21 protein-coding genes are annotated in these 24858 nt (G+C 31.2%); 20 read left to right on the top strand and 1 reads right to left on the bottom strand.

Translation table 11 applies throughout. The annotated features are described in order from the left end of the window. Nucleotides 1-280 precede the first annotated feature (280 nt). The 13 genes from F3K33_RS25415 (at nucleotide 281) to F3K33_RS25360 (ending at nucleotide 13757) form a co-directional block, all read left to right on the top strand. The gene (locus F3K33_RS25415) at nucleotides 281-559 is read left to right on the top strand and encodes a YaaL family protein (RefSeq protein ID WP_012061098.1); all 279 of its coding nucleotides are present in this window, start codon (nucleotides 281-283) and stop codon (nucleotides 557-559) included. A 20-nt stretch (nucleotides 560-579) separates the two neighbouring features. After that, nucleotides 580-849 (top strand): pro-sigmaK processing inhibitor BofA family protein, encoded by a 270-nt coding sequence (locus tag F3K33_RS25410; protein WP_039772950.1) that lies wholly within the window; start codon nucleotides 580-582, stop codon nucleotides 847-849. A gap of 343 nt (nucleotides 850-1192) precedes the next feature. Further along, nucleotides 1193-2467: a CHAP domain-containing protein gene (locus F3K33_RS25405; protein ID WP_039772952.1), complete on the top strand. Its 1275-nt coding sequence runs from the start codon at nucleotides 1193-1195 to the stop codon at nucleotides 2465-2467. Between the two features lie 143 nt (nucleotides 2468-2610). Continuing rightward, a complete protein-coding gene (locus tag F3K33_RS25400) occupies nucleotides 2611-4641 on the top strand; it encodes a M13-type metalloendopeptidase (RefSeq protein WP_039772954.1) in 2031 nt (676 codons plus the stop codon). A 145-nt stretch (nucleotides 4642-4786) separates the two neighbouring features. Further along, complete coding sequence (locus tag F3K33_RS26580) at nucleotides 4787-4963, top strand: hypothetical protein (protein ID WP_017212276.1); 177 nt, start codon at nucleotides 4787-4789, stop codon at nucleotides 4961-4963. A gap of 219 nt (nucleotides 4964-5182) precedes the next feature. Further along, nucleotides 5183-5944 carry a helix-turn-helix domain-containing protein gene (locus F3K33_RS25395; RefSeq protein ID WP_012061093.1) on the top strand — a complete coding sequence of 254 codons (762 nt, stop codon included), beginning with the start codon at nucleotides 5183-5185 and terminating at the stop codon, nucleotides 5942-5944. A 166-nt stretch (nucleotides 5945-6110) separates the two neighbouring features. Next, on the top strand, nucleotides 6111-6458 hold the full coding sequence (locus F3K33_RS25390) for a P-II family nitrogen regulator (RefSeq protein WP_012061092.1): 348 nt from the start codon (nucleotides 6111-6113) through the stop codon (nucleotides 6456-6458). Nucleotides 6459-6588: 130 nt separating this feature from the next. After that, complete coding sequence (locus F3K33_RS25385; protein ID WP_017212274.1) at nucleotides 6589-7683, top strand: polyamine ABC transporter substrate-binding protein; 1095 nt, start codon at nucleotides 6589-6591, stop codon at nucleotides 7681-7683. 31 nt (nucleotides 7684-7714) lie between these two features. Beyond that, the gene (locus F3K33_RS25380; protein ID WP_023974897.1) at nucleotides 7715-8842 is read left to right on the top strand and encodes an ABC transporter ATP-binding protein; all 1128 of its coding nucleotides are present in this window, start codon (nucleotides 7715-7717) and stop codon (nucleotides 8840-8842) included. Nucleotides 8843-8854: 12 nt separating this feature from the next. Then, nucleotides 8855-9718 carry an ABC transporter permease gene (locus F3K33_RS25375; protein WP_023974896.1) on the top strand — a complete coding sequence of 288 codons (864 nt, stop codon included), beginning with the start codon at nucleotides 8855-8857 and terminating at the stop codon, nucleotides 9716-9718. A 1-nt stretch (nucleotide 9719) separates the two neighbouring features. Then, nucleotides 9720-10520, top strand: coding sequence for an ABC transporter permease (locus tag F3K33_RS25370; protein WP_039772956.1), 801 nt, complete (start codon nucleotides 9720-9722; stop codon nucleotides 10518-10520). Between the two features lie 101 nt (nucleotides 10521-10621). Then, nucleotides 10622-11998, top strand: a complete 1377-nt coding sequence (locus F3K33_RS25365; RefSeq protein WP_174775807.1) for an amidohydrolase family protein — start codon at nucleotides 10622-10624, stop codon at nucleotides 11996-11998. A 277-nt stretch (nucleotides 11999-12275) separates the two neighbouring features. Next, the gene (locus tag F3K33_RS25360; RefSeq protein WP_039772959.1) at nucleotides 12276-13757 is read left to right on the top strand and encodes an aldehyde dehydrogenase family protein; all 1482 of its coding nucleotides are present in this window, start codon (nucleotides 12276-12278) and stop codon (nucleotides 13755-13757) included. A 609-nt stretch (nucleotides 13758-14366) separates the two neighbouring features. Here the strand turns inward: F3K33_RS25360 and F3K33_RS25355 are convergent. Further along, nucleotides 14367-15119, bottom strand: a complete 753-nt coding sequence (locus F3K33_RS25355) for a helix-turn-helix domain-containing protein (protein WP_039772960.1) — start codon at nucleotides 15117-15119, stop codon at nucleotides 14367-14369. Nucleotides 15120-15466: 347 nt separating this feature from the next. On the opposite strand from F3K33_RS25355, the gene F3K33_RS25350 reads away from it, so the two are divergent. The 7 genes from F3K33_RS25350 (at nucleotide 15467) to F3K33_RS25320 (ending at nucleotide 24152) form a co-directional block, all read left to right on the top strand. Continuing rightward, a complete protein-coding gene (locus F3K33_RS25350) occupies nucleotides 15467-16822 on the top strand; it encodes a putrescine aminotransferase (RefSeq protein WP_039772962.1) in 1356 nt (451 codons plus the stop codon). A 62-nt stretch (nucleotides 16823-16884) separates the two neighbouring features. Then, nucleotides 16885-17880 carry an iron-containing alcohol dehydrogenase gene (locus tag F3K33_RS25345; protein WP_023974891.1) on the top strand — a complete coding sequence of 332 codons (996 nt, stop codon included), beginning with the start codon at nucleotides 16885-16887 and terminating at the stop codon, nucleotides 17878-17880. Nucleotides 17881-18454: 574 nt separating this feature from the next. Continuing rightward, complete coding sequence (locus F3K33_RS25340; RefSeq protein WP_023974890.1) at nucleotides 18455-19381, top strand: ABC transporter permease; 927 nt, start codon at nucleotides 18455-18457, stop codon at nucleotides 19379-19381. A gap of 13 nt (nucleotides 19382-19394) precedes the next feature. After that, nucleotides 19395-20339 carry an ABC transporter permease gene (locus F3K33_RS25335; protein WP_012061081.1) on the top strand — a complete coding sequence of 315 codons (945 nt, stop codon included), beginning with the start codon at nucleotides 19395-19397 and terminating at the stop codon, nucleotides 20337-20339. Nucleotides 20340-20355: 16 nt separating this feature from the next. Beyond that, entirely contained in the window at nucleotides 20356-21363 is a 1008-nt protein-coding gene (locus F3K33_RS25330; RefSeq protein WP_023974889.1) for an ABC transporter ATP-binding protein, read from the top strand. Next, nucleotides 21363-22346: an ABC transporter ATP-binding protein gene (locus tag F3K33_RS25325; protein WP_012061079.1), complete on the top strand. Its 984-nt coding sequence runs from the start codon at nucleotides 21363-21365 to the stop codon at nucleotides 22344-22346. The genes F3K33_RS25330 and F3K33_RS25325 overlap by 1 nt, the downstream gene beginning before the upstream one ends. 147 nt (nucleotides 22347-22493) lie before the next feature. Further along, entirely contained in the window at nucleotides 22494-24152 is a 1659-nt protein-coding gene (locus F3K33_RS25320) for a peptide ABC transporter substrate-binding protein (RefSeq protein WP_017212263.1), read from the top strand. Nucleotides 24153-24858: the final 706 nt, after the last annotated feature.

Genomic DNA, 24858 nt, shown 5'->3' with positions numbered 1-24858 from the left:
AGTTTTAAGGTTTTAGACAGCATTTATAGCATAATTTTTTTGATAAAATTTTTTTGATTAGCATAAAAATAAGGAACCTAAAGAAATTTAGGTTCCTAAAAAGTGTTACATAGATGGGAGTTAGAAGTTTCTATCTGCATGAGTGAAAAGCTTCTTAAGTATAATATATATAAATTTGAAAAAGTGTTACAGTATTAAAATAAATTATGAAATCAAATTATGTATATTTTTACCATTGAATGGATAAAATGGTAGTAAGAAGTTTTTTGGAGGGATTTACATGAATAAAAAAAATATTGTAGAGTACCTGATGAACAAGACTAATGACTCAACTATGTATGCTAAGTTATTACATGATATGGAAATTGCAAAAATGGAAATAAATGTGGCTCGTAGCATGTTTAATAATGTTAACGATGACAAATTAATAGAAGTAGCTATTTATTCAGAAAATGTTGCAAGAAAAAGATATGATTACTTATTATCAATAGCAAGAGAAAAGGGGATAAGAGTAGAACATAATTATGTAGTAGAAAATAATGTACGAATTGTTGAATAAATAAAGTGGGGGAGCTAAATATGGAGGGACAATATTTAATATATGGATTAGCAGGGATAATATTATTATTTTTAATGATAAGATTATTAAAATGGCCGATAAAAATACTTATAAATGGTATCATAGGCGTTGTAATATTATATTTAGCTAATTTTATAATTGCAAATCTCGGATTAATAGGCATAAATTTTAATTTTTCGCTGGCGATTAATCCAATTACCGCTTTGATAGCAGGTTTTTTTGGAGTTCCTGGTGTTATTGTTTTGATTATAATAAGGTTATTTCTTTAATTGAGTTTTAGAATTTTCATTTAGAGAATTTTGACATTGCAAAATTTAATAATTGTTTAAAGATTGTCTGTATTTAGAAATATAAAAAGTTTATTATGTTTCTAAATACAGATTTTGTTATTTTTAATTATAATTATGTTTGTTAATTAAGTGATTTTGAGTTAATATTTAATGTATAAGGATTAAAATTCCTAGAGTATTATTTATTTTCCAAGGGGGGACTCTTTTAACTTATTGAGATTAGTTTTATATTGAAATTAATGTAGTAATTTTTTATGTATAAACAATAAAAGAGTATATTATGAGTTACGTATAAGAAATAATTTATGAAGGGGAAAAGAAAGTGAACAAAGAATTTCTTAAAAAGATTATAATAACGGGAATGACAACTCTAATGGTAACAAACATGTGTTATATCTCAGCATCAGCTAAATGGATTAATGATAAGAACAATGGTTGGAGTTGGTTAGATGGAGATATTAAAACTACTGGTTGGAAAGAAATTGATGAAAAGTGGTATTATTTTAATACAGATGGAATAATGAAAACAGGATGGCTTAGTGATAATGGAAAATGGTACAACCTATCTAATAGTGGAGAGATGACTATAGGTTGGAAAAAGGTTGGTGAAAAGTGGTATCACTTTAATAATGATGGGGTAATGAGCATAGGATGGGTAAATGACAATGGCACTTGGTATTATACTAATTTTAGTGGAGAAATGGAAACTGGAACATTAGGCATAAGTGGCAAAGTTTATACTTTCTCTGATAGCGGAGAAATGCTAAATGGTAATACTGAGCAAATAGAAAGTGGATCAGAGAATGTAAATGGTGTAAAGGATGACACAAATTCTCGTATTGCATATGTTGCGACAAATAATGATTCATTAAACGTTCGATCAGATGCATCAACTTCGTCAGATATAATTGATAATATATACAGAGGTGCACAGGTTAAAATTGTTGATGATGAAAAAAATGGATTCTATCCCATAATAATAAATGGAAAAAGGGGATGGGTAAGCTCTAAATGGGTCACGTTTAATAAACCGGAAGATGATACAACAAAGAGTCCAAGCTCTTCTAATATACCTAATTCTAGTGTAGGTACTCCATCAGTAGATAATAAAAATTCTAATGCGATCAGTAGTTCGCTTAGTGATATAAGGAATACACAGCCAAGTACAGATAATAAGTATTACTATTCTGATGATAATCTTTTTTATAAAGTTAAACTTTCGCCACCATTTTATAGTGGAGGAAAACCGATTAAAGGAAATTGTACATGGTATGCTTGGGGACGCGCTTGGGAAATTACAGGAGTAAAGCCAAGTGATGCAGGATTTATAGGAAATGCCTATGAATGGTGGGACGCAAATCAAAAAAGCGGTAAATACCAGTATGGTTCTCAACCTAGAGTAGGAGCTATTGCAGTTTGGAAATCTAACATGCCTAATTCTGGAGGCGATGGACATGTAGCAATAGTTGAAAAAATAGATGGTGGTAAAATTTATATATCAGAATCAACTTGGAATGGTGTAACTTTTAGGTATAGAGAAATATATGATACCAATTATTTATATGGATATATTTATCTGGACAAGGCAAATCACTAAGAATTTCATAAGCTAAAGGGGCTAGGGAGTAGATTTTATTAGTGAAACATAATAAATATTATTGCACATGTAATATAAACAGAGGTTAATATTAAGTTATAAAAGCTAATTATAAAAAGCTATCCTGAAAGAGAGGTGTAGTAATGAAAAAAATTAAAAAGTTAAGTATAGTAGCAAGTATAGTAGCATTTATGCTGGTTGTATCTAATGGATCACATAATGTTGCAATGGCAGAGGAATCATCAGTAACAAACAATAGTCAAGGAGTAAGATTAAATGATGATTTTTATGATGCAGTAAATAGTGATTGGATTAAAAATGCTAAAATTGAAGATGGAAAATCTACTGCGTCTACTTTTGATGATGTTGAGAATAAAGTAACAGAACAAATCAAAGATATAATTAACAATTTGTTGATTAATAAGGATGCGTATAAAGAAAATAGTGATGAGAAGAAAATAATAAATATTTACAATAATACTTTAAATATAGAAGCAAGAAATAGAGAAGGGATAAAACCAGTAAAGGAAAATTTAGATGAAATTAAATCAATTGGAACAATAGATGATATTACTAAGCTCTGGAAGGATAAGAGGATATTAAACTCAACAATAAAGTTTTCTGTAGAAAAAGATATAAAAGATGTGAAAACAAATATACTTTATATAAGTCCTACTGCGCTTAGTTTAGGGGATTCAGATGAATATACTAATCCAACAGAGAATAGCAAAAAAGAGCGTAAGTTAACGGAAGATTATTATAATAAAATATTGATGTTAAGTGGATATACTCAACAAGAATCTCAGAAAAAAGTTGATGATATGTTTAAATTTGAAGAAATGGTAGCTCCGTATATTAAAGGAAAAAAGGAAAAGGCTACAACTAAGAATTTGATTGATGAACAATATAATGTATATACAGTAGCAGAATTAAATAATTTAGCTCCTAATTTAAATCTACCAGAAATTATGAATTATATGGGAATAGACAAAGCTAATAAGATTATTTTAGAAGACCCAGAATGGTTGAAAGCATTTAATAAATTATATAATAAAGAAAATTTACCTCTCATTAAAAATTATATTGAAATAGTTAATTTACTATATGCATCAAATTATTTAAGTGAGGATTTTGAAAATGCCAATAAAGAATACGCAAGTAATATGCTAGGCATAACTGGTAATGTATCAAAAGAGGAAGAGGCCGTTGATAATGTAAATTCTATGATGGGAATGGCTATTGGAAGACTTTATTCTGAAAAATATGTTCCTGAAAAGACTAAAAAAGATGTAGAATCCATAACAAAGGATATTATAGCAGTTTACAAAAAGAGAATTGATAATCTTGATTGGATGAGTAGTCAAACTAAAAAAAATGCTATTGATAAGCTAGATAAGTTAAAGATAAAGATAGCGTATCCTGACAGTTGGAATGATTATTCAAAGTTAGATATTAAATCATACGAAGAAGGTGGATCACTTTTCCAAAATGCAATGACACTTAGAATATTTGAGCGTGATAAGATGTTTAATAAAATAAACAAACTAGTGGATAAAGATGAAGATCAGTTTAAACCTCAAACAGTCAATGCTTTTTATAGTGCAACAGAAAATTCGATTATTATACCAGGCGGAATAATTCAAGGCCATTTTTATGATGTAAATGCACCTAAGGAAGTTAATTTAGGTGGAATTGGAGTTATTATTGGTCATGAAATTAGCCACGCCTTTGATAATACTGGGGCCCAATATGATTCTGATGGTAACCTTAATAATTGGTGGACCGAAGAGGATTATAAAGAATTTATGCAAAAGACTCAAAAGGTTGCAAATTTTTATAGTCAGATTGAAGCAATGCCTGGTGAAAAGTTAGATGGCAATCTTACTGTGGGAGAAAATATTGCAGATATAGGTGGAGTATCCTGTCTTTTAGATATACTAGGCGAAATGAATAATGCAAATTATAAAGCGTTTTTTGAAAGTTATGCAGTTACTTGGAGGCAAATAACAACAAAAGAATATGCAACATATGCATTAATCATAGATGTTCACTCTCCTAATAAGGTTAGAGTAAATGCAGTCCTACCACAATTTCAAAAGTTCTATGACACATATGGAATTACTGAAAAAGATGGTATGTATGTTAAGCCGGGGGATAGAATAGGAATTTGGTAAATGATATCTTATATGTTTTAAGTGAAAAATAGGTAGCTTTTCAAAAAAGCTATCTATTTATTTATTAATGGCTTATAATTTGACATTCATTAATTTTGAGTTAATAATAATGTAAGTATAAAATTAAAGGAGTAGTGATACTATTATGCCAGCAGGAAATGGAGTAAATTGCGGAGATTGTGGAGAACTAAAGCAAGGAAGATGTAATGGAAAGGATCTGACTTGTTTATGTTATAAATGTCCAAGAAAATTGGCACAGTGTATGTGCGTTAAATATTGTAGAGAAACTGAATCAGTATTATATTTTGATGAAGACAATTAAAATATAACTTTATAATTACTTTAAATGTACTCCTAAAGGAGTATGTTTAGTATAAAAAATAATCAAATGATAATGTTGAAAGGCGAATAGTGAAAGAGTAAAATAATGTATAAGTAAATTGATATGTGCAAAGAGGCATATGTAAATATCTCATTAAGAGAATTACATATGCCTCTTATTTTATATTATTCAATACTTTAGGAAAGGAAGTTTTAGCAAATGCGTAGTTTAGAAACAAATGATTGGATGGTTATTAACAATATAGTATATCAGATTAATTCTATTGAGAATTCTACTACTATGCGAAAAAATTTCCTTACTCAGATGGCTTTAGTTTTAGATTTTGATAGTGCTGATTTTTATATTGCATCAGAATTAAATAGTCATACATTGGTTAAACCAGTATTTTACAATTACAAGCCTAGAGCAGATGAAAATTACATGGACAAGTATGACAGTATAGATTATAGCAGGGGATTAATGTTTGGTGGTAAAAGTAAAGTATATAGAGAAAGTGATATTATTTCAGAGAAAAAGAGAGTAGAGACGGAATACTATAAAAAGTACTTTGAACCTAACAATTGGCATCATACACTAAATATGATATTGGCACACAAAAATCAGTTTGTTGGTGTAGTATGTTTCTTTAGAATAAAAGGAAAAGAAGATTTTATATATGAGGATTCTTTTGTACTTGATATTATTAAAGAACATTTAGCCTTTAGGCTATATCAGGATCTAAATAATAATTCCATGGGTGGAGAAAAAATATCTATTTCCCAGTGTGTAGATACTTACGGATTAACCAAAAGGGAAGAAGCTGTGTTATGTGAACTAATGAATGGATTAGAGAACAGTGAGATTAGCAATAAATTATGCATTACAAATAATACATTAAAGAAACATGTACTTAATATATATAGAAAGCTAGGTATTAAGAATAGAGTTCAGCTATTTAAGATGGTTAAAGAAAGAGGATGAGAATACTACTTTAGGGGTATCTATATATTAAAAAGGATAATTAAAATGGTGTTTTTGGTGAATTGTTATAAAAAGATTTTGATAGTATATTATTCACAAGAAGTAGTGAAATAGTTGTTTAGATGGAAGTTTGTATATAATTTTGCAATTAGGGAGGAGAGAGGCTATGAAAGAAATAGTATTAATTATAAGACCGGAAAAATTAGAAATTATTAAAAGTATTTTGGATGAATACCACTGTGGTGGAATGACAATATCAACCGCAATGGGATGTGGAACTCAAAGAGGCTCGCTAGAAGGTGTAAATGAGATTAAGGGTTTAAAAACAAATATAAATTTATTACCCAAAATTAAAGTCGAGGCAGTAGTAGAGGACAATATAATAGAAGATATTATTTTATCAGTAATAGACAAGGTAGGAACTGGCAATGTTGGAGATGGAAAAATTTTTGTTAGAAATATAGAACAAGTTGTTCGTATTAGGACAGGTGAAAGAGGAAGTAAGGCTTTATAATTATAAATATTTAGATGCAAGGGTGCATAAAGGTATGAATATCTTTATGCACTTTTTTGTTTTAGCTCATGATAGAAGAGTTAGGAAATTATAAGCATAAAAGCTATTTTTATTTAGAGGAGTGATTTAGATGATAAAAGGTATATTAAAGAAACTTATATTAAGTATAACAATAGGATGCATGGTAACAATGAGTTTATCTGGCTGTGGTTCAAATACTCAATCAACTTCTAATGGAAGTACAGGTGAAAATTCTGGTGAAAGTAAGGAATTAAATGTTATCTGCTGGTCCGAATATCTGCCAGATGACGTCCTAAAAGGCTTTGAAGAAAAGTATGGGGTTACAGTTAATATGACTACATTTACTGATCCAGATGAAATGCTTGCAAAAGTTAAATCAGGAAGTAAAGGGACATATGATATGATTATTGGCCCGGCTCAAGATATTAATATACTAAAATCTCAAGATTTGATTCAAAAATTAGATACAAGTAAAATAGAGAACTTCAAAAATATTGATGAGCAATATTTACATGAAGCAAATGATCCTAAAAATGAATACAGTATTCCTTATTTGGGTACAAGCATATTAATCGCAGTTAATACAGATAAAATTAAGGATAATATAAAATCATATAAAGATTTATTGAATCCTAAGTATAAAGATACTATGGTTGTTGTTGAGGATGCTAGGCCAATAGTCGGGATTGGATTAATGACAAATGGATATAAGATAAATGATACAAGCGATGAAGGATTAAAGAAAGCAGAGGACTTTTTAACACAATTGAAACCAAATATTCATGCATTTAACGGTGATAGTCCAAAAACATTATTATTAAATGGTGAGTGTTCATTAGGCCTTGTTTATGGAGGTGAATGCGCTTTAGCAGCTAAGGAGAATCCAGCAATTAAAGTAGTTTATCCAGAAGAAGGCATTTACTTCACATTTGATATGATGATGAAAGTGAACGGAGCTAAGAATTCTGAGAATGCAGACTTACTAATGAACTATATATTAGATCCAGAAGTAAGTGCTACTATTTCAAAGACTTTCCCATATGTAAATCCAAACAAAGCAGCCAAAGATATTCTAGGAGACGACTTTAAAAATAACAATATTATGAATATTCCGGAGGCTGAAATGAAGAAAAGTCAAGGTTTACAAGACATTGGAGAAAATGTATCAAAAATAACTGACTTATGGACTAAGTTTAAAGGATAAGGGTGAAAAATAAGACTTTGGAGGGGATTAAATGTCTGAGGTTATCGTGAAAATAGATAATATAAATAAAAAATACGGAGATAATCATGTAGTTAGAGATCTATTTATTGACATAAAAAAAGGTGAATTTTTAACTATGCTTGGCCCCTCGGGTTGTGGTAAAACTACAACCTTGAGAATGATAGCAGGCTTCGAAACACCTACTAGTGGAAGCATTTATATTGAGGGGGAAGAGGTTCAAAACTCTGAACCTTATGAGAGAGAAGTAAATACAGTTTTCCAAAACTATGCACTATTTCCTCATATGACTATTTATGATAATTTAGCTTTTGGATTATCAGTCAAGAAAGTTAATAAAGCAGAAATTAAACAGCGTGTTACAGAAATTCTCGAGCTAGTGCAGCTAGTGGGATTTGAAAATAGAAAACCAGATCAATTATCAGGTGGACAAAAACAAAGGGTTGCAATAGGAAGAGCCCTTATAAATAGACCAAAGGTTTTGCTTCTAGATGAACCTTTAGGAGCTTTGGATTTAAAATTAAGAAAGCAAATGCAATTTGAATTGAAGCGTCTTCAAAAAAAGTTGGGAATTACATTTGTTTATGTCACTCATGATCAAGAGGAAGCACTTACAATGAGTGATAGAATTGCAATTATGTATGGAGGAGATTTAGAGCAAATAGGAACACCAAAGGAAATATATGAAAGGCCAAAATCTAAATTTGTGGCAGATTTTATTGGAGAATCAAATATTTTTTATGGAGTTGCTAATAAGTTAGAGAATGATTTATCAAGAGTAAAATTAGAAAATGGAGATGCTATAGTATTGGATTCTCAGGTTATGGATAATGAAATAATTTATGTTCTAGTAAGGCCTGAAAATATAAGATTATCTAAGGAAGCGATAGAAGGATTTACTCTTGTAGGAAAAGTAAAAGAGCATGTCTATATTGGGAATGTTAATAAAACAATAATTATGCTTCCAACAGGAATGGAGATAAAGATGAATACTACTCCAAAAGTGGAATTACTACCAATAGGTTCAGAAGTATATGTGTATTGGGAAAAGGAAGATGCAGTTGTTATTAAATCACAAAGCCAAGAAGTCTTCAATGTTGTAGATAATCCCGTATTTACAGTAGAGAACCAAACAAAATAAGGAGGTGCTTAAATGAAAAGTAAAAAGAAAATAAACATGCCTCTTATAACCACAGTTGGTCCAGTTTCAGCATGGATGATTTTGCTAGTGGCTATTCCATTTATTTATGTCTTCGTTATGAGTTTTATGAATAAGGGGACTTATGGTGGAGTTGTTATTGGATTTACATTAAATAATTTTGTACAAGTATTTGATCCGTTATATTTAAAGGTTTTTGGTGAATCATTTTTGATTTCGACCTTTACGACTGTAATCTGCATAGTAATTGCATATCCATTTACTTACTTTATAGCCCAAAAAACAACTATAAAGAAGATAGTTTTTATGGCTATGGTAATAGTTCCTTTCTTGGTAAGTTCGTTAATTAGACTTTTTGGATGGATCAATTTACTTCGCAAGGACGGTATTATCAATTCACTATTGTTGAAATTAGGATTAATTAATGAACCACTTCAACTAGTATATAATACAACCGGGGTAATGATAGGTCTAGTATATATGTTATTACCATTCATGATTTTACCTTTATATAGCTCAATTGAAAAATTGGATAAATCGCTTTTGGAAGCCTGTAGTGATTTAGGAGCAAAACCTATTACTTCTTTTATGAAAGTTACCTTACCACTTACGATGCCGGGAATATTTGCAGGCAGTATTCTAGTATTTATTCCTTCATTAGGATATTTCTTTGTTACTGACTTACTTGGAGGAAGTAAAACTCAAGTAATTGGTAATGTTATTAGAACTCAATTTATAACCGCCAGGAATTGGCCACTCGGATCAGCAATTTCAATATTTTTAATTGTAATTACTTTGGTACTTGTATGGTTATACCAAAAATCAGGTGGTAATATGGACGACTTAGGAGGTATGTAAAATGACAAAGATGCAGAAAAAGAATATATCTAGAATATTTAAGAATATTTATATTTATCTTGTTTTCTTATTTTTATATCTTCCTATCTTTTATGTAATTATTTTTTCATTTAATACTTCAAAGTTAAATATTACTTTCGAAAATTTCACTTTTCAATGGTATGGGACCTTCTTCAAAAATAGAACTTTAATGGAGGCGCTTTCAAATACTTTGATTATTGGGATTATAAGTACTATTATTTCAACTATTATAGGAACTATTGGTGCTATAGGGCTAAGTAAATACAGATTTAGAGGAAGAGATGTAATAGATAAATTATTATACATCCCTATAGTAATTCCAGAAGTAGTACTTGGTATTGCTCTACTTTCAATATATTCAGTTCTTAGTATTCCTTTAGGATTAATTAGTATTACTTTATCTCACATTACTTTCAGTATTCCTTTTGTTGTAATAACAGTGAGAGCAAGACTTGCTGGATTTGATAAATATCTTGAAGAAGCAGCTATGGATTTAGGTGCAAATAGGATTGTGACTTTCTGGAGAGTAACGTTACCGCTCATAATGCCAGGAGTTTTGTCTGGTGCTATGCTGGCATTTTCATTATCTATTGATGATGTTGTAATTAGCTTCTTTACAGCTGGACCAGGAAGTACAACACTTCCACTTAAAATTTTCTCCATGGTAAAGACTGGAGTAACACCAGAAGTAAATGCTTTATCCACAGTAATAATGGTTATAACCATTATAATTATAGCTTTAAATACTGCATTTCAAGTTAGGAAGCTTAAGTCACAATAAGAGAATAGTGGAACAGAATGTTTGCCTGTTATTTATTTTCATGTTCATAAAGATAATAAGGCATAAAGGTTTACTAACTTGAATAAGAGGGTGAGTTAATGATTAAATACAATGTTGTTATTAAGAATGGAACCATAATAGATCCAAAGCGAAAAAAGAGCACTATTGCTAATATTGGAATCCTGAATGGAAAAATAAAAACTATAACAAGAGAAGATATGGAAGGTAACATTGAATTAGATGTAAGAGGCAAGACAGTATGTCCAGGTATTATAGATATTCATGCTCATGTAGAGGGGGACTTAGATTGTGCTAGAGTGCTAGCAGCCATGGGAGTTACTACAGTATACAATGGTAATTGTGGAATGTCTCCAGAAAATATTAAGGAATTCTACAATAAATATGATAGTTTTTTAATCAATCAAATAGAACAAATTGGACATACTACTCTGAGAGAACAAGTTGGGGTTACTGATAGATATAAATCATCCAGCGATGAAGAAATTGAAAAGATGAAGGGTATCCTTGAAGAAGCATTTGAATTTGGAGTCAGCGGATTATCATTCGGACTTGAATATGTTCCTGGAAGCTCAAGGAAGGAAGTATTAGAACTAGCAAAAGTTGCAGCCCAATATGGAAAGTTAGTATCAATTCATACAAGGTCAGACTCCTATGGTGGCCTTTCTAGCTTAAGAGAAGCTATTGATATAACTAGAAAAACAGGTGCAGCTGTAAATATATCTCATCTAACTTACCAGTTTGGAATGGGAATGGCAACAGAAGCTCTTCATATGATAGAAGAAGCTTTAGCCGAAGGGCTAGACATATCCGTAGATAGCGGATTGTATAGTGGATTTGCGACTTCCATTGGAAGTGCTGTTTTTGATGAAGGCTGCATAGAAAAGTGGGGATGCGATTATAGCAGCTTAATAGCTGGGACTGGTAAATATAAAGGTAAGAGATTAACCAAAGAAATTTATGAAGAACTTAGACGAAATTATCCGGATGATACGGTCATAGGCATGGTAGGAGAGGAATATGAAGTATTTGAAATCCTAGAAAAACCTTATGTAATGGTCTCTACAGATGCGGGAACATTATACGATGCTGGAGTCCCAGGTCATCCCCAAGATGCAGGGACATATCCTAAATTTTTTAAAACTATGGTAAGAGAGCAGCATAGAATCACTTTAATAGATGCTATAAGACGATGCACATACATGCCGGCAAAACGCTTAGGATTAATAAATAAAGGATTTATTGGAGTTGGAGCTGATGCAGATATTTTAATATTTGATGCGAAAATAATAGAAGATAGAGCAGATTATCCATGCTTTGGAGCCACAGACACAAGGCCAGAAAGCATTGAATATGTTTTTGTAAATGGAGTTATTACAGTAAAAGGGAAAGAAGTATTGGATATAAGTGCAGGGAAAACTATTAAAGATAAGTGTCTTATGTGGAATTGGGAGCAATGAGAAGTATGGAATAAACTAATAAGGTCTACCACAAATATTCTTGAGAATATTAGAATATATATTCTTCGGAATATTACCATAAATATTCTTAAGAATAAGTATTCTTTACCATATATATTCTTCAGAATATGCTTAAGAAATCAGGCCTTACAGATATTTATTAGACTTTGAAATTAATTGTTAATAGAAATTAATGTGTGAAATTCACAGCAAAATAAATTGTTAGCAAAAATAAGTTGAGAGATCTTATATTAATTAAATGAGAGGAAGAGATATTATGGAAATTAAAAAGATGTACATCAATGGCGAATGGGTAGAAGCTACTTCTAAAAAAACGAGAGAAGTAATAAATCCAGCTAATGGACAAGTAGTTGCAAAGACAACAGAAGGTGGGAGTGAGGATACTAAGCTAGCAATTGCAGCTGCAAAAGAATCTTTTTATGGAAAAGGTGAATGGAGGAGAATGAATGCACAAGCTCGTGCTGATATTCTTTTACAAATTGCAGATAAGATAGCAGAAAAAAGAGATAAATTTGCAATGCTCGATACAATAGATAATGGAAAGCCTCTTCGTGAGGCTGAGGGGGACGTTGATGATGGAATTCACTGCTTTAGATATTATGCAGGATTAATTACTAAACCATATGGTGGAGTTTATGATGTAAATGATGGCTTTGGACAAATGCATTCATATACAGTGCATGAACCAGTAGGGGTATGTGGACAAATCACTCCATGGAACTACCCATTTTTAATGGCAGTTTGGAAGTTAGCGCCAGCTATTGCGGCAGGAAACAGTGTCGTATTTAAACCTAGCTCAAATACTCCTTTATCAACAATTGCATTATTTGAAATATTTGATGAAATAGGGCTTCCAAAGGGATCTGTTAATTTGGTATTAGGTTCAGGTGGAACTGTAGGGCAGGAAATAGCTGAAAGTAATGATATAGACATGGTTACTTTCACAGGAAGCACAGAAGTAGGACAAAGTATTGCAAGAGCTGCTGTAGGAAACCTTAAAAAAGTTGGCCTAGAACTTGGGGGGAAATCACCAAATATTATTTTTGCAGATGCGGACTTTGAAGGAGCAGTTGAATGGGCCATGGTCGGTATATTCTTTAATCAAGGAGAAGTTTGTTCAGCAGGTTCACGTATTATTATTGAAGAATCAATTAAAGATAAATTTATTGCACGTCTTTCAGAAAAGGCTAATGCAATGACTATAGGAAATCCAGTAAATAATCCAGATATGGGTCCGTTAGTTTCAAAAGAACATATGGAAATAGTATTAAAATATATTGAGATAGGTAAGAATGAAGGTGCAACCCTAGTTTGTGGTGGAGAAAGATACACAGAAGGAGAATGTGCAGAAGGCTATTATGTGAGACCAACTATATTTGACAACTGTACTTCAGATATGACAATTGTAAAAGAAGAAATCTTTGGACCAGTTGTGACAATACAAACATTTAAAACAGAAGAGGAAGCTATAGCCTTAGCTAATGATACAATCTACGGTTTAGCAGGAGCAGTATTTACATCAGATGGAACCAGAGCATTAAAAGTAATAAAGGAAATTAGAGCAGGTATCACGTGGATTAATTGTTATAATCCAACTTTCAACGAAGCACCATGGGGAGGATATAAAATGAGTGGATATGGTAGAGAACTAGGTGTCCACGGTTTAGAAGAATACCAAGAAATAAAACAAATAAACATCAATTTAACCCCAGGACCAATTGGCTGGTACGAACATTAAAATTGGTTTTGTGAAGAATATAAAGTGAAGCGAGAACAACCGAAAGAGAATACATATATGTTCCTCAGGACTGTGAAAAATTTCGCTGAGAATATCTAAATGGAAAGTTGCACCACTTCTGCATGCTCCTGTGACAAGCGCAGGACAAGCAAAAGCGGAACAACTTCCCATTAAGATATTACGGCAGCTTATTTTTCAATGCCTGCTCCACATATATGTATTCTCTTTCTTTGTGCTGCTATCACTTTACATACTTCTTTACATAGAGACATCTAATTTGGTGAAAATATGATAGTATAGTATGAAATATTATTATAAGTATTCTTAAAATTATGGATGTATTTCATTAGAGACGAAATATTCAGCAAATAATTATTAATGAGCTAAACATGACAATGTGTAATGCTAAATTATAATAAATGATAGAAAATAAGACTTATTAAGAGGTTACTAATTACAGAAATATAAAAATACTTGCTAAATATGATTTAATTTAAACTTACACTAAACACATATATTCTATTTCGGCTTTTTGTAGTAAATTTAAAATATTTCCGAACTGCAAGTATTTTTACATTTCGGGTACTTTGTAGCGTCCTTAAAGTAAGGTTATTCTCTAAATTTTAACAAGTTCCATTTAGTAGACACATTGAATTTGCGGTATAAATTCTGAATGTGTTTTTTTAGTGTATATCCACTTATATAAAGTTTGTTAGCAATTTCATCATTATTCATATCCTGAAAAATTAATTGTAAAACTTCTACTTCACGATTTGTTAAATTATACTTCGAGGCTAGATTTGCCATAGAGAACGATATATTGGAAGAATTTTTTGAATCCTTTGTATAATATTCATAAAAGCGAAGATTGAGATGATCGCTAAAGGCCTTTACAATGAACATCTCATCGGAGGTAAAATCTCCTTCTTCTCGTCTACGATAAATTGTGAGAACTCCTAAAAATAAATCATTATATACGAGATTTAATTGTAATGAGTAATGAAGCCTAAATGGCTCGTAGCATTTCTTATATAGTACTGTTTTAACTCTCTCTTCTTCAGGCATTAAATCGCTTTCACGAATAAGTAGGCATTGTCCACTCAACATTACCCAACGAGTATAATCTTCATCTTCATTTAAAAGGTAATTTTTTTCAGTATCTGAGTAAACCTCAGGGACACAGATGGGATCACATACCAAGTTCTTCGAATTAGTATGGTCAGCCATTAGAATACTGGAGGCTGTATTAGGAATTAACATTTTTAGTAGGTTCAAAAATGTTATTTTCATTGTATCAAAATCCGGAATGCTATATATCTGATAAATTATATTATTTATTAATAGAAATTCATTATTTTGCATATAGATACCTTCCATAACTATATATTACTAATATTTATATCTGCACAAATATTCTATAAATATGCGAGATTATTAAAGGTATTTTACCATAAATTACATAAATTGTACATGCGGTTATAATACTTAAATATTATTGTAAGTATATACTAAAAAGTAAAGAAGATACTTATAAAGTAGTATACGTACTTCTAAAATAATGCAATAACCATACATTGAGAGAATTGTTTTAACTAGGGCATCTGATTTATAATAATATCAATAAAGAAAATAGATTAAATACAACGACGTATTACTGATTTAAAATCATTGTAATGCGTCGTTTTAATTTTAGAAAGGGAGTAATTATTATGGCACAAAGAGAACAAATTATTGAAGATTTAAACAGAGTTATAGGATATATAAAAAGCGATGGATTAACAAACGAGGAAAAAGAATCAATTACAAAGGATACAATAAATTATTTCGATAACTATGTAAGTCCAGGATGGCTTAAATACAGAAAATCAGTATCAACAAATGCAGCAGTTGTAGAATGGACAGATCAGGGAGCATATTGCACAGGATTATATGGAGAAGAATTTATAGATTGTCTAGGTGGATTTGGAATTTATACATGTGGGCATAGAAATGAGGAAATACTTGATGTTGTAAAAGCACAGCTCGATCATCAAGCATTACATTCGCAAGAATTATTAGATCCATTAAGAGGATATCTTGCAAAAGCAGTTGCTGAAATTACGCCGGGAGATTTAGAATATTGCTTTTTCACTAATGGAGGAGCAGAAGCAGTAGAAATGGCATTAAAGCTTGCAAGAATCGCAACAGGTGGAAGATGGTACATTTCAACAGTAGGAGCGTTTCATGGTAAATCAATGGGGGCTATTTCAATGGGGGGGAAGAGCACATACAGAGTGCCGTATACACCAATGGTACAGCAAGTTCAACACGTTGAATATGGAAATGCAGAAGATATAAGGAAAGCTATAAGTAATCTATATGCAGTAGGCGAGAAAGTTGCAGCTGTTATATTAGAGCCAATACAAGGTGAAGCAGGGATTATCATTCCACCAGAAGGTTATTTACAAGAAGTTCGTGAAATATGCGATGAATATGGAGTTGCTCTAATATTTGATGAAATTCAAACTGGAATGGGTAGGACTGGAACAATGTGGAGGTGTGAAGCAGAAGGTGTAACTCCTGATATCATGACTTTTGGTAAGGCGTTTGGTGGAGGGATAATGCCAATAACAGGTATTATATGCAGGCCTAAAATGTGGACAGAAGAATTAGTGGACAATCCATGGCTTTTAGGATCACCAACTTTTGGAGGAAATCCAGTTTGCTGTTCAGCAGCGCTTGCTACAATAAAATATATGCTAGAAAATGATGTTCCAGGACAATGTAAAGAAAAAGGCGAATATTTAAAGTCAGGGTTAGAAATGTTATGGAAGAAGTATCCTACAGTTATAAATGAGGTAAGAGGTACTGGACTTATGTTAGCTGTAGAGTTTCGTGAAAGTGATATAGGATACTCTGTTGCTAAGGGGTTATTTAAAAGAGGCGTTATGACTGCAGGAACTTTAGTAAATGCTAAATGCATCCGTTTTGAACCAGCAGCTGTTATTTCAAAAAAAGATATGGATAATGTTATTGAGAGAATGGATGCAGCATTGGAAGATACAAAAAAGGAATTTAATATTTAGAAGTAAAGATGCTATATATCAATGTATATAGCATTTTTTTCATGATAAGGAGATATGTGCTTATGAGACAATTAATGCTAGGTCCTGTGATATATAAATATAATGATTGTAAAACTTTTTGTAAGGAATTTCACATAGGCAAAGATGATCTGATAATTACAGGAAAAGAAATATATAATAATTGCTTGAAATTTAATGTAAATGAGGCAGCAGTTCTGTTTAAAGAGAACTATGGAATTGGAAATATGTCTGATGATATAGTTGAGAGTATGTATGAACATATTAGAAGAATATCTCATGAAAGGATTATTGCTATTGGCGATAAATGTATTTTAGAGATCGGAAAATTATTTTCCTTAACAAATATTTCTCCGGTTGTAGATTTATACAATAATAAGTTAGAAATAATTAAAGAAAAAGAATTAGTATTAGTTCCAACTAAACTTGGTATCGGAAGTGAAGTAAATAATGTTTCTGAATTACAATTAAAAGAAAATAATATGAAAGTAAGTCTTGTTGCAGATGAATTATATGCTGATAGTACAGTTATGATAACAGAATTACTAAGCAAATTACCACTAGACCTGCTTATAAGTAGCTCTATAAATGCATTAATTCATGCCATTGAATCATATTTATCTCCCAGAGCAACTGAATATACTAGGCTTTTTTCTTTAAAAGCTGTTGAAATAATATTTAGAAGCTATAAAAATATTATAAACAAGGAAATGGTTATGAGTAGTCAGACAGTAGATGATTTTCTTTTAGCAGGCAATTATTCAGAAATTGCTTTTGCAAATACAGGCGGGGATGATTTAGATGTAATTAAGCAGGAATTAAGAAAAAAAGACAATACAGTTACGTATGGAGAAGCTAATTATATTAAGTTTATGGAAATGCTCAAATCTTATCAGCGGATATATCCTGATAGTGACATCATAATATTGAATGGATTTTTTGCAAATTTGTTAGAGTGCGATACTAGCGAAGTGTTTGAACAAGTAGAAAATCTATTATGCAAACTAATTGTAAAAAGTTCATCAAGTAAGAGGCGATAGATTAAATATAGAAGAAACAAATAAATACTATTTTACATCAGATTATGATATCAAAAAAAGTATGGAGTTTAATAAGAATGATCTATATTTTTTTGATATAAAAGAAATTGTAATTGGAATAATAAGTTATAGCTTTGTACTGGAAAGAATATAATATTGATCATTAGAAACTAGTTAAAATCACGAATATTTAGATTTATAATGCATATATTTAGTTCATCATAATGGTAATATTTTATGAAATTTACATAGAGTTGATATTATCTATTTCAAATATAATGTTGACATTTTTAGAGAATGAGATTATTATTATAGTATTATATTGAGAATAAATTAAATTTTATGGAGTAAAAATTAAATATTGATAAATAGATAACAACGGAGTTATTAGACATTTAAGTTTTGTTTAATGACTCCATTGCCATAATATATTGAAATTTTTAAGCGAATGTGGAAGCGCTTCCAAGAAAACAGAAAATATTTAAAATTTTATTAAAAATTTTAAATATTCATACAGAATTTCCAAATATTAAAAAATAAATTATATAAAATAAAAAAAGAAGGAGAGAAATACATGTTAAAATATATTGGAAAAAGATTTCTTATAAGCCTTGTAACGATATGGGCTATAATCACAATAGTATTTTTTCTAATGAGACTTATGCCAGGGGGACCATTTGATGGTGAAAAGTTAACGCCACAAATTAAGGCAAATATGGAAGCTAAATATGGAATGGATAAGCCAGTATTAGAGCAATATGGGATGTACATGAAGAATTTAGTTCAAGGAGATTTTGGCGAATCAATGACTTTTAAGGGAAGAAGCGTTACAGATACTATAGCTAAATCTTTTCCAGCATCTGCAAAAATTGGAGGCGTAGCAGTAGGAATGGCCGTGATAACAGGTATAATTCTTGGAGTGCTTGCAGCTCTTAAAAATGGAAAATGGCCGGATAAATTAATAGTGTTCATTTCTACACTATGCATAACTATACCAAGTTTTGTAATAGGTGCGGTTTTAATATATGTACTAGCAGTTCAGTTAGGGTTATTACCAGCGACTGGATTTGGAGAATGGGAGAATTATGTAATGCCATGTATGGCACTAGCAGCAGCACCATTATCATTTATCACAAGACTTACAAGAAGTAAATTAATAGATGTATTGAAAGCTGATTATATAAGAACTGCGAAAGCAAAAGGCTTAAGCAAAACTACAATTATATTCAAACATGCATTGAGAAATTCTTTGATACCAATAGTTACATATATTGGACCATTAATAGCAAGCATATTAACAGGAAGTTTTGTAACAGAAAAGATTTTTGCGATTCCAGGGCTTGGAAATGAATTCGTACAGTCAGTTACAAATAGAGATTACAGTATGCTGCTTGGAGTAACTATATTCTATGGAACAATGTTAGTATTTTTTGCTTTCTTTGTAGATGTAATATACGTATTAATTGATCCAAGAATAAAACTACAAGATGCAGAAGTTTAGGGAGGAAGAGAAGATGGAAAATGGATTAAAAGTTAAAAAGGATTTATTTACTCCTCTAAGCGAAGAAGAAAAGAAAATTGAGGTATCAGTAAGACCAAGTATTAGTTATTGGAAAGATGCTTGGATGAGATTGAAAAAAGATAAGTTTGCTATAATATCACTTGTTGTAATAGTAGCTGTAATCCTTGGAGCTATATTTGTTCCATGGTTATCTAAATACAATTATGCAGCAAATGATTTATCATCAACATATTTGAAACCTTCGGCAGAGCATTGGTTTGGAACAGACAATCTTGGAAGAGATTTGTTCGTTAGAAACTTTTATGGAGCAAGATATTCACTTCTTATTGCGGTTTTAGCGGCAGTTATTAATTTAGTAATAGGAGTATTTTATGGTGGAATAGCTGGTTTCTTTGGTGGAAAAGTAGATGCTATATTAATGAGAATAGTTGATATCATATATGCAATTCCGTTAACTATATATGTAATAATATTTATGGCTATTTTAAACAAGCCAGGTTCAGGCGGAAGTGGGCTTCTTACAATAGTAATAGCACTTTCTATATCGTATTGGATTGGAATGGCTAGAATAGTTAGAGGAGATATACTTCAATTAAAGCAACAAGAATTTGTTCTTGCAGCAAAATCATTAGGTGCATCAAATGCAAGAATATTAATAAGGCATTTAATACCTAACTGTATAGGGTCAATAATGGTTACATTAACACTATTAATTCCTGAAGCAGTATTTACTGAAGCATTTTTGAGTTTTATCGGTCTTGGAATAGCTGCTCCAAGAGCATCTCTTGGAACTTTAGCAAATGAAGCAATGGTTGGTATTTATACATATCCGTATCAATTAATATTTCCAGCAGCGATGATTTGTATAATTATATTAGCGTTTAACCTTTTTGGTGATGGATTGAGCCAAGCATTAGATCCTAAGAACAAGAGATAGGAGGAAGAAAGAGTATATGGAAAGATTATTGGATGTAAAAGACCTACAAACTTCCTTTAAAACTAGTGCTGGTGAAGTACACTCAGTAAGAGGAGTATCCTTCTACTTAGAAAAAGGAGAGGCATTAGGAATAGTTGGGGAATCAGGTTGTGGTAAAAGTGTTACTATGATGTCTATCATGAGACTTCTAGCTGACAATGGAAAAATTGTTGGTGGAGAAATACATTTTAATGGAAAAGATATCTCTAATATTAGAGAATCTGAAATGGAAACTATAAGAGGTAATGATATAGGAATGATTTTTCAGGATCCTATGACATCATTAAATCCAGTATATACAATAGGTGAGCAATTAATGGAGCCTCTTTTAAAACATAGAAAAATTAGTAGAGCAGAAGCAAAAAAGGAAGCTATAAAGATGCTTGGATTAGTTGGAATTCCAAGTCCTGAAAAGAGAATGAAACAATACCCTCATGAATTTTCAGGTGGTATGAGACAGAGAGCAATGATTGCTATGAGTTTAATTTGTGAGCCAAAGCTTATTATTGCAGATGAACCAACAACAGCATTAGATGTTACTATTCAAGCTCAAATTTTAGATTTAATGAAAGATTTAAGAGAAAAACTTAATACTGCAATTATATTAATAACTCATGACTTAGGAGTTGTTGCAGATGTTTGTTCAAGGATAAATGTAATGTATGGCGGGGTAATAGTAGAGACTGGAACAACAGAAGACATATTTTATAGAGGGAAACATCCGTATACATGGGGACTTCTAAGAAGTGTGCCAAATCCTAAGGAAGATATAAAGGAAAAGCTTATTCCAATTGAAGGGCAACCACCAGATTTATTAAATCCACCAGTTGGATGTCCGTTTGCAGCTAGATGTGACTATGCAATGAAGATATGTATTCAAAAGCAGCCTCCATTATTTGAAGTAGGAGCAAAACATCAAGCAGCATGTTGGTTATGCCATGAGGATGCACCGGAAGTTGAATCACCTATAAGGAGGATAAAGTAGTGGAAGCTAATAAAGATATAATTTTAGAAGTTAAAGACTTATGTAAATACTTCCCTGCAAAAAAGGGCTTATTTAAAGGCAATAGCTATGTTAAAGCTGTAGATAGAGTTTCATTTACAATTAAAAAGGGAGAGACTTTAGGACTTGTAGGTGAATCTGGTTGTGGTAAGACAACTACAGGAAGAACAATACTGAAGCTTTATGAGCCAACATCAGGACAAATAATATTTAATGGAAAAGATATAACAAAGAATTCAGTAAAAGAAATGGTTCCGTTAAGAAAAGAAATGCAGATGATATTTCAAGATCCATATGCATCTTTAAATCCAAGAATGACTGTTGGGGACATAATTGGAGAAGCTATAGATATTCATAAATTGCTAACAGGTGAAGCAAGAACAGAAAGAATAAGAAGTTTATTATCAAAAGTTGGGCTTGCTAGTGATCATATAAATAGATATCCACATGAATTTTCAGGTGGGCAAAGACAAAGAATTGGTATTGCAAGGGCATTAGCTGTTGAACCATCACTAATAGTTTGTGATGAACCTATATCAGCTCTTGATGTTTCTATTCAAGCTCAAGTTATAAATATGCTTGAAGAGCTTCAAGAGGAACTCGGGTTAACTTATCTATTCATAGCGCATGATCTTTCAATGGTTAAGCATATATCAACTCATATTGGAGTTATGTATCTTGGAAGAATGGTTGAAAAGGGAGAAAGTAATAAAGTTTACTCTGAAGGATTACATCCATATACACAAGCATTGCTTTCAGCAGTACCAATACCAGATCCAGATGTGGCTAAGAATAGCAAAAGAATAGTACTTGAAGGAGATATTCCATCGCCAATAGATCCACCGCCAGGATGTAGATTTAAAGGTAGATGTAAATATGCAAAGCCAATTTGCTCAGAAGTTGATCCGGAGTTAAAGGAAGTAAAACCAGGTCATTTCGTGGCATGCCACTTGTATGATAACTAATGTTTATCAAGAAAAGTAATTAGTTAAAGTTCAATAATGATTAAGAAATAAAAAAATAATTAGATATTTAGCATACTGTTAAAGAATTTTGGGAAAAATGATTTAAACAGATATAAATAATAAATAATAAATTAAGGGGGAATATAAATGAAAACAAGCAAAGTAAAACAACTTTGTGCAGTAGCTTTAGCAGCAACACTTGGAATGTCAATCTTAGTTGGTTGTGGTTCAAATAAAGGTGGAGATAAAGCAGCTGCAAGTAAACAAGAAATAACTTATAATTTAGGAGCAGATCCAAGAACTTTAGATCCAGCATTGTGTACGGACACTACTGGAACTACTGTATTAGCAAATGCTTTTTCAGGTTTAGCTGAATTAGACGAGAATGAAAAGGCGATTCCAGGTCAAGCTGAAAAATGGGATGTATCTGATGATAAACTAACATATACTTTCCATTTAAAAAAGGATCTTAAATGGTCAAATGGAGATCCAGTTAAAGCAAGCGATTATGAATATGAGTGGAAGAGATTATTAAATCCTGAAACTGCTTCAGAATACGCTTATGCATTATACTATCTTAAAGGCGGAGAAGCTTATAACAAAGGAAAAGGAAATGCGGATGCTGTTGGGGTAAAGGCAACTGATGATAATACACTAGTTGTTACTTTAGAAGCTCCATGTCCATATTTCTTAGAGTTAACAGCACAATCATACTACTTCCCAGTAGATCAAAAGGTTGTTGAAAGTAATAAAGATTGGGCAAATGATGCAAAGACATTAGTTTCTAATGGTCCATTCAAAATCACAAATTATACAATAAAAGACTCAGTAGTTTTAGAAAAGAACGAAAATTACTATGATAAAGATAAAGTTAAACTTGATAAGTTAAACCTAAAATTTGTTGCAGAAGAAACATCAGCATGGGCAAGTTATAAATCAGGTCAATTTGATGTAGTTGATACAGTTCCAAAATCTGATGTACAAGGTGCTTTAAAAGATGGAAGTGCTAAGTCATTCCCTAATTTAGCAACATATTTCTTATCAATAAATGTTTCAGATAAGGCAAAAGCTGTAGATCCAAATGCTGCTAAGGTTTTAAGTGATCCAAAGGTAAGAAAGGCTTTAAATCTTGCAATTGATAGACAATCAATTGTTGATAATGTTACTAAGGCTGGCCAAATTCCTGCTCATGGTATTGTAGGAAAAGGAATTATAGGTCCAGATGGAAAAGACTATACAGAAAAAACTACTTATTTTGATCCAAAGGGAAATGTAGAAGAAGCTAAAAAATTATTAGCTGAAGCTGGATATCCAGATGGTCAAGGATTACCAACACTTCAACTACTTTATAACCCAGAGTCCGGTCACGGTGATACAATGCAAGCAATTCAAGATATGTGGAAAAAGATAGGCGTGAATGCTGAACTTCAAAGCCAAGAATGGAAAGTATTCTTAACAACAAGAGTTCAAAAGCAATTTGAGCTTGCAAGAGATGGTTGGAATGCTGATTATGTCGATCCTATGACTTTCTTAGATATGTTCCAATCAACATCAGATCAAAATAATTGCGGATATAACAATCCATCATATGATGCTTTAATTGATGCTGCAAAGAAAGAATTAGATCCACAAAAGAGATTTGATATAATGCATCAAGCGGAAGATATGTTAATGAATGATATGCCAGTTATTCCTTTATACTATTACACTAGAACAATAGGTATAAAAGATTATGTTAAAGGCGCTAGAGTATCTGTAATGAACACTATCTACTTTAAAAATGCTTATGTAGAAGGTAAAAAATAATAAACTTTAGTTAAATAAATTGAAAGAACTACTTTAAAATATGCTTATATTTTAAAGTAGTTCTTTCAATTTTTAGGAAGATATAATTAAGTTAAATCCGAAGATAGCTCTTAAAAATAATAGAAATACGCAATCTCAAAAGTGGAGCATGTCCATATAAAGAAAACTATTTAATATATTCTGCTGCAAGCGAGTTTTTAAGTTTCCAGCTGAATTAAGTATAAGTACTCGATTACTAGGATTTTGAAAATATATACTTTAAAATTTATATTAAGCAATTTTTAAGACATATTTACATAGATTTAACAGTATAAAAGCATCAATATTAAAATCATAATTTGGCCCATAAAGTATTGAATTAAAGCCAAATAAGTAGTAAAATAAAAAAGATAGGATTTAAGAAGTGAAATAAATATTCAAAGTCCAAGGATAAAATTTAAAGTTTATTATAGAGTAATTTATATGGTGCAGAAGCTTAGAATTATATAGAAATATAAAGAATTTAAGTCTATGCAATTTTTTTAGCTCTACAATTCAGATAAGTTTAATAGGATATGGAAATTGGATATTGTTTATGGAACTTTAGTAGTGGAATTATAATTAATTGTGTGAATTTATGTTAGCTATTATGAAAAGGCGGATAATTTATCTGACTAATAATATTAGTAGTTAATAACTATGATATAGCAATTAGTTATTGTTTGAA

Source organism: Clostridium beijerinckii, assembly GCF_008705175.1.
Taxonomy (GTDB): Bacteria; Bacillota; Clostridia; order Clostridiales; family Clostridiaceae; genus Clostridium; species Clostridium beijerinckii.
The sequence above is the reverse complement of the archived record's forward strand: the minus strand, read 5'-3'. Positions and strand labels throughout refer to the sequence as shown.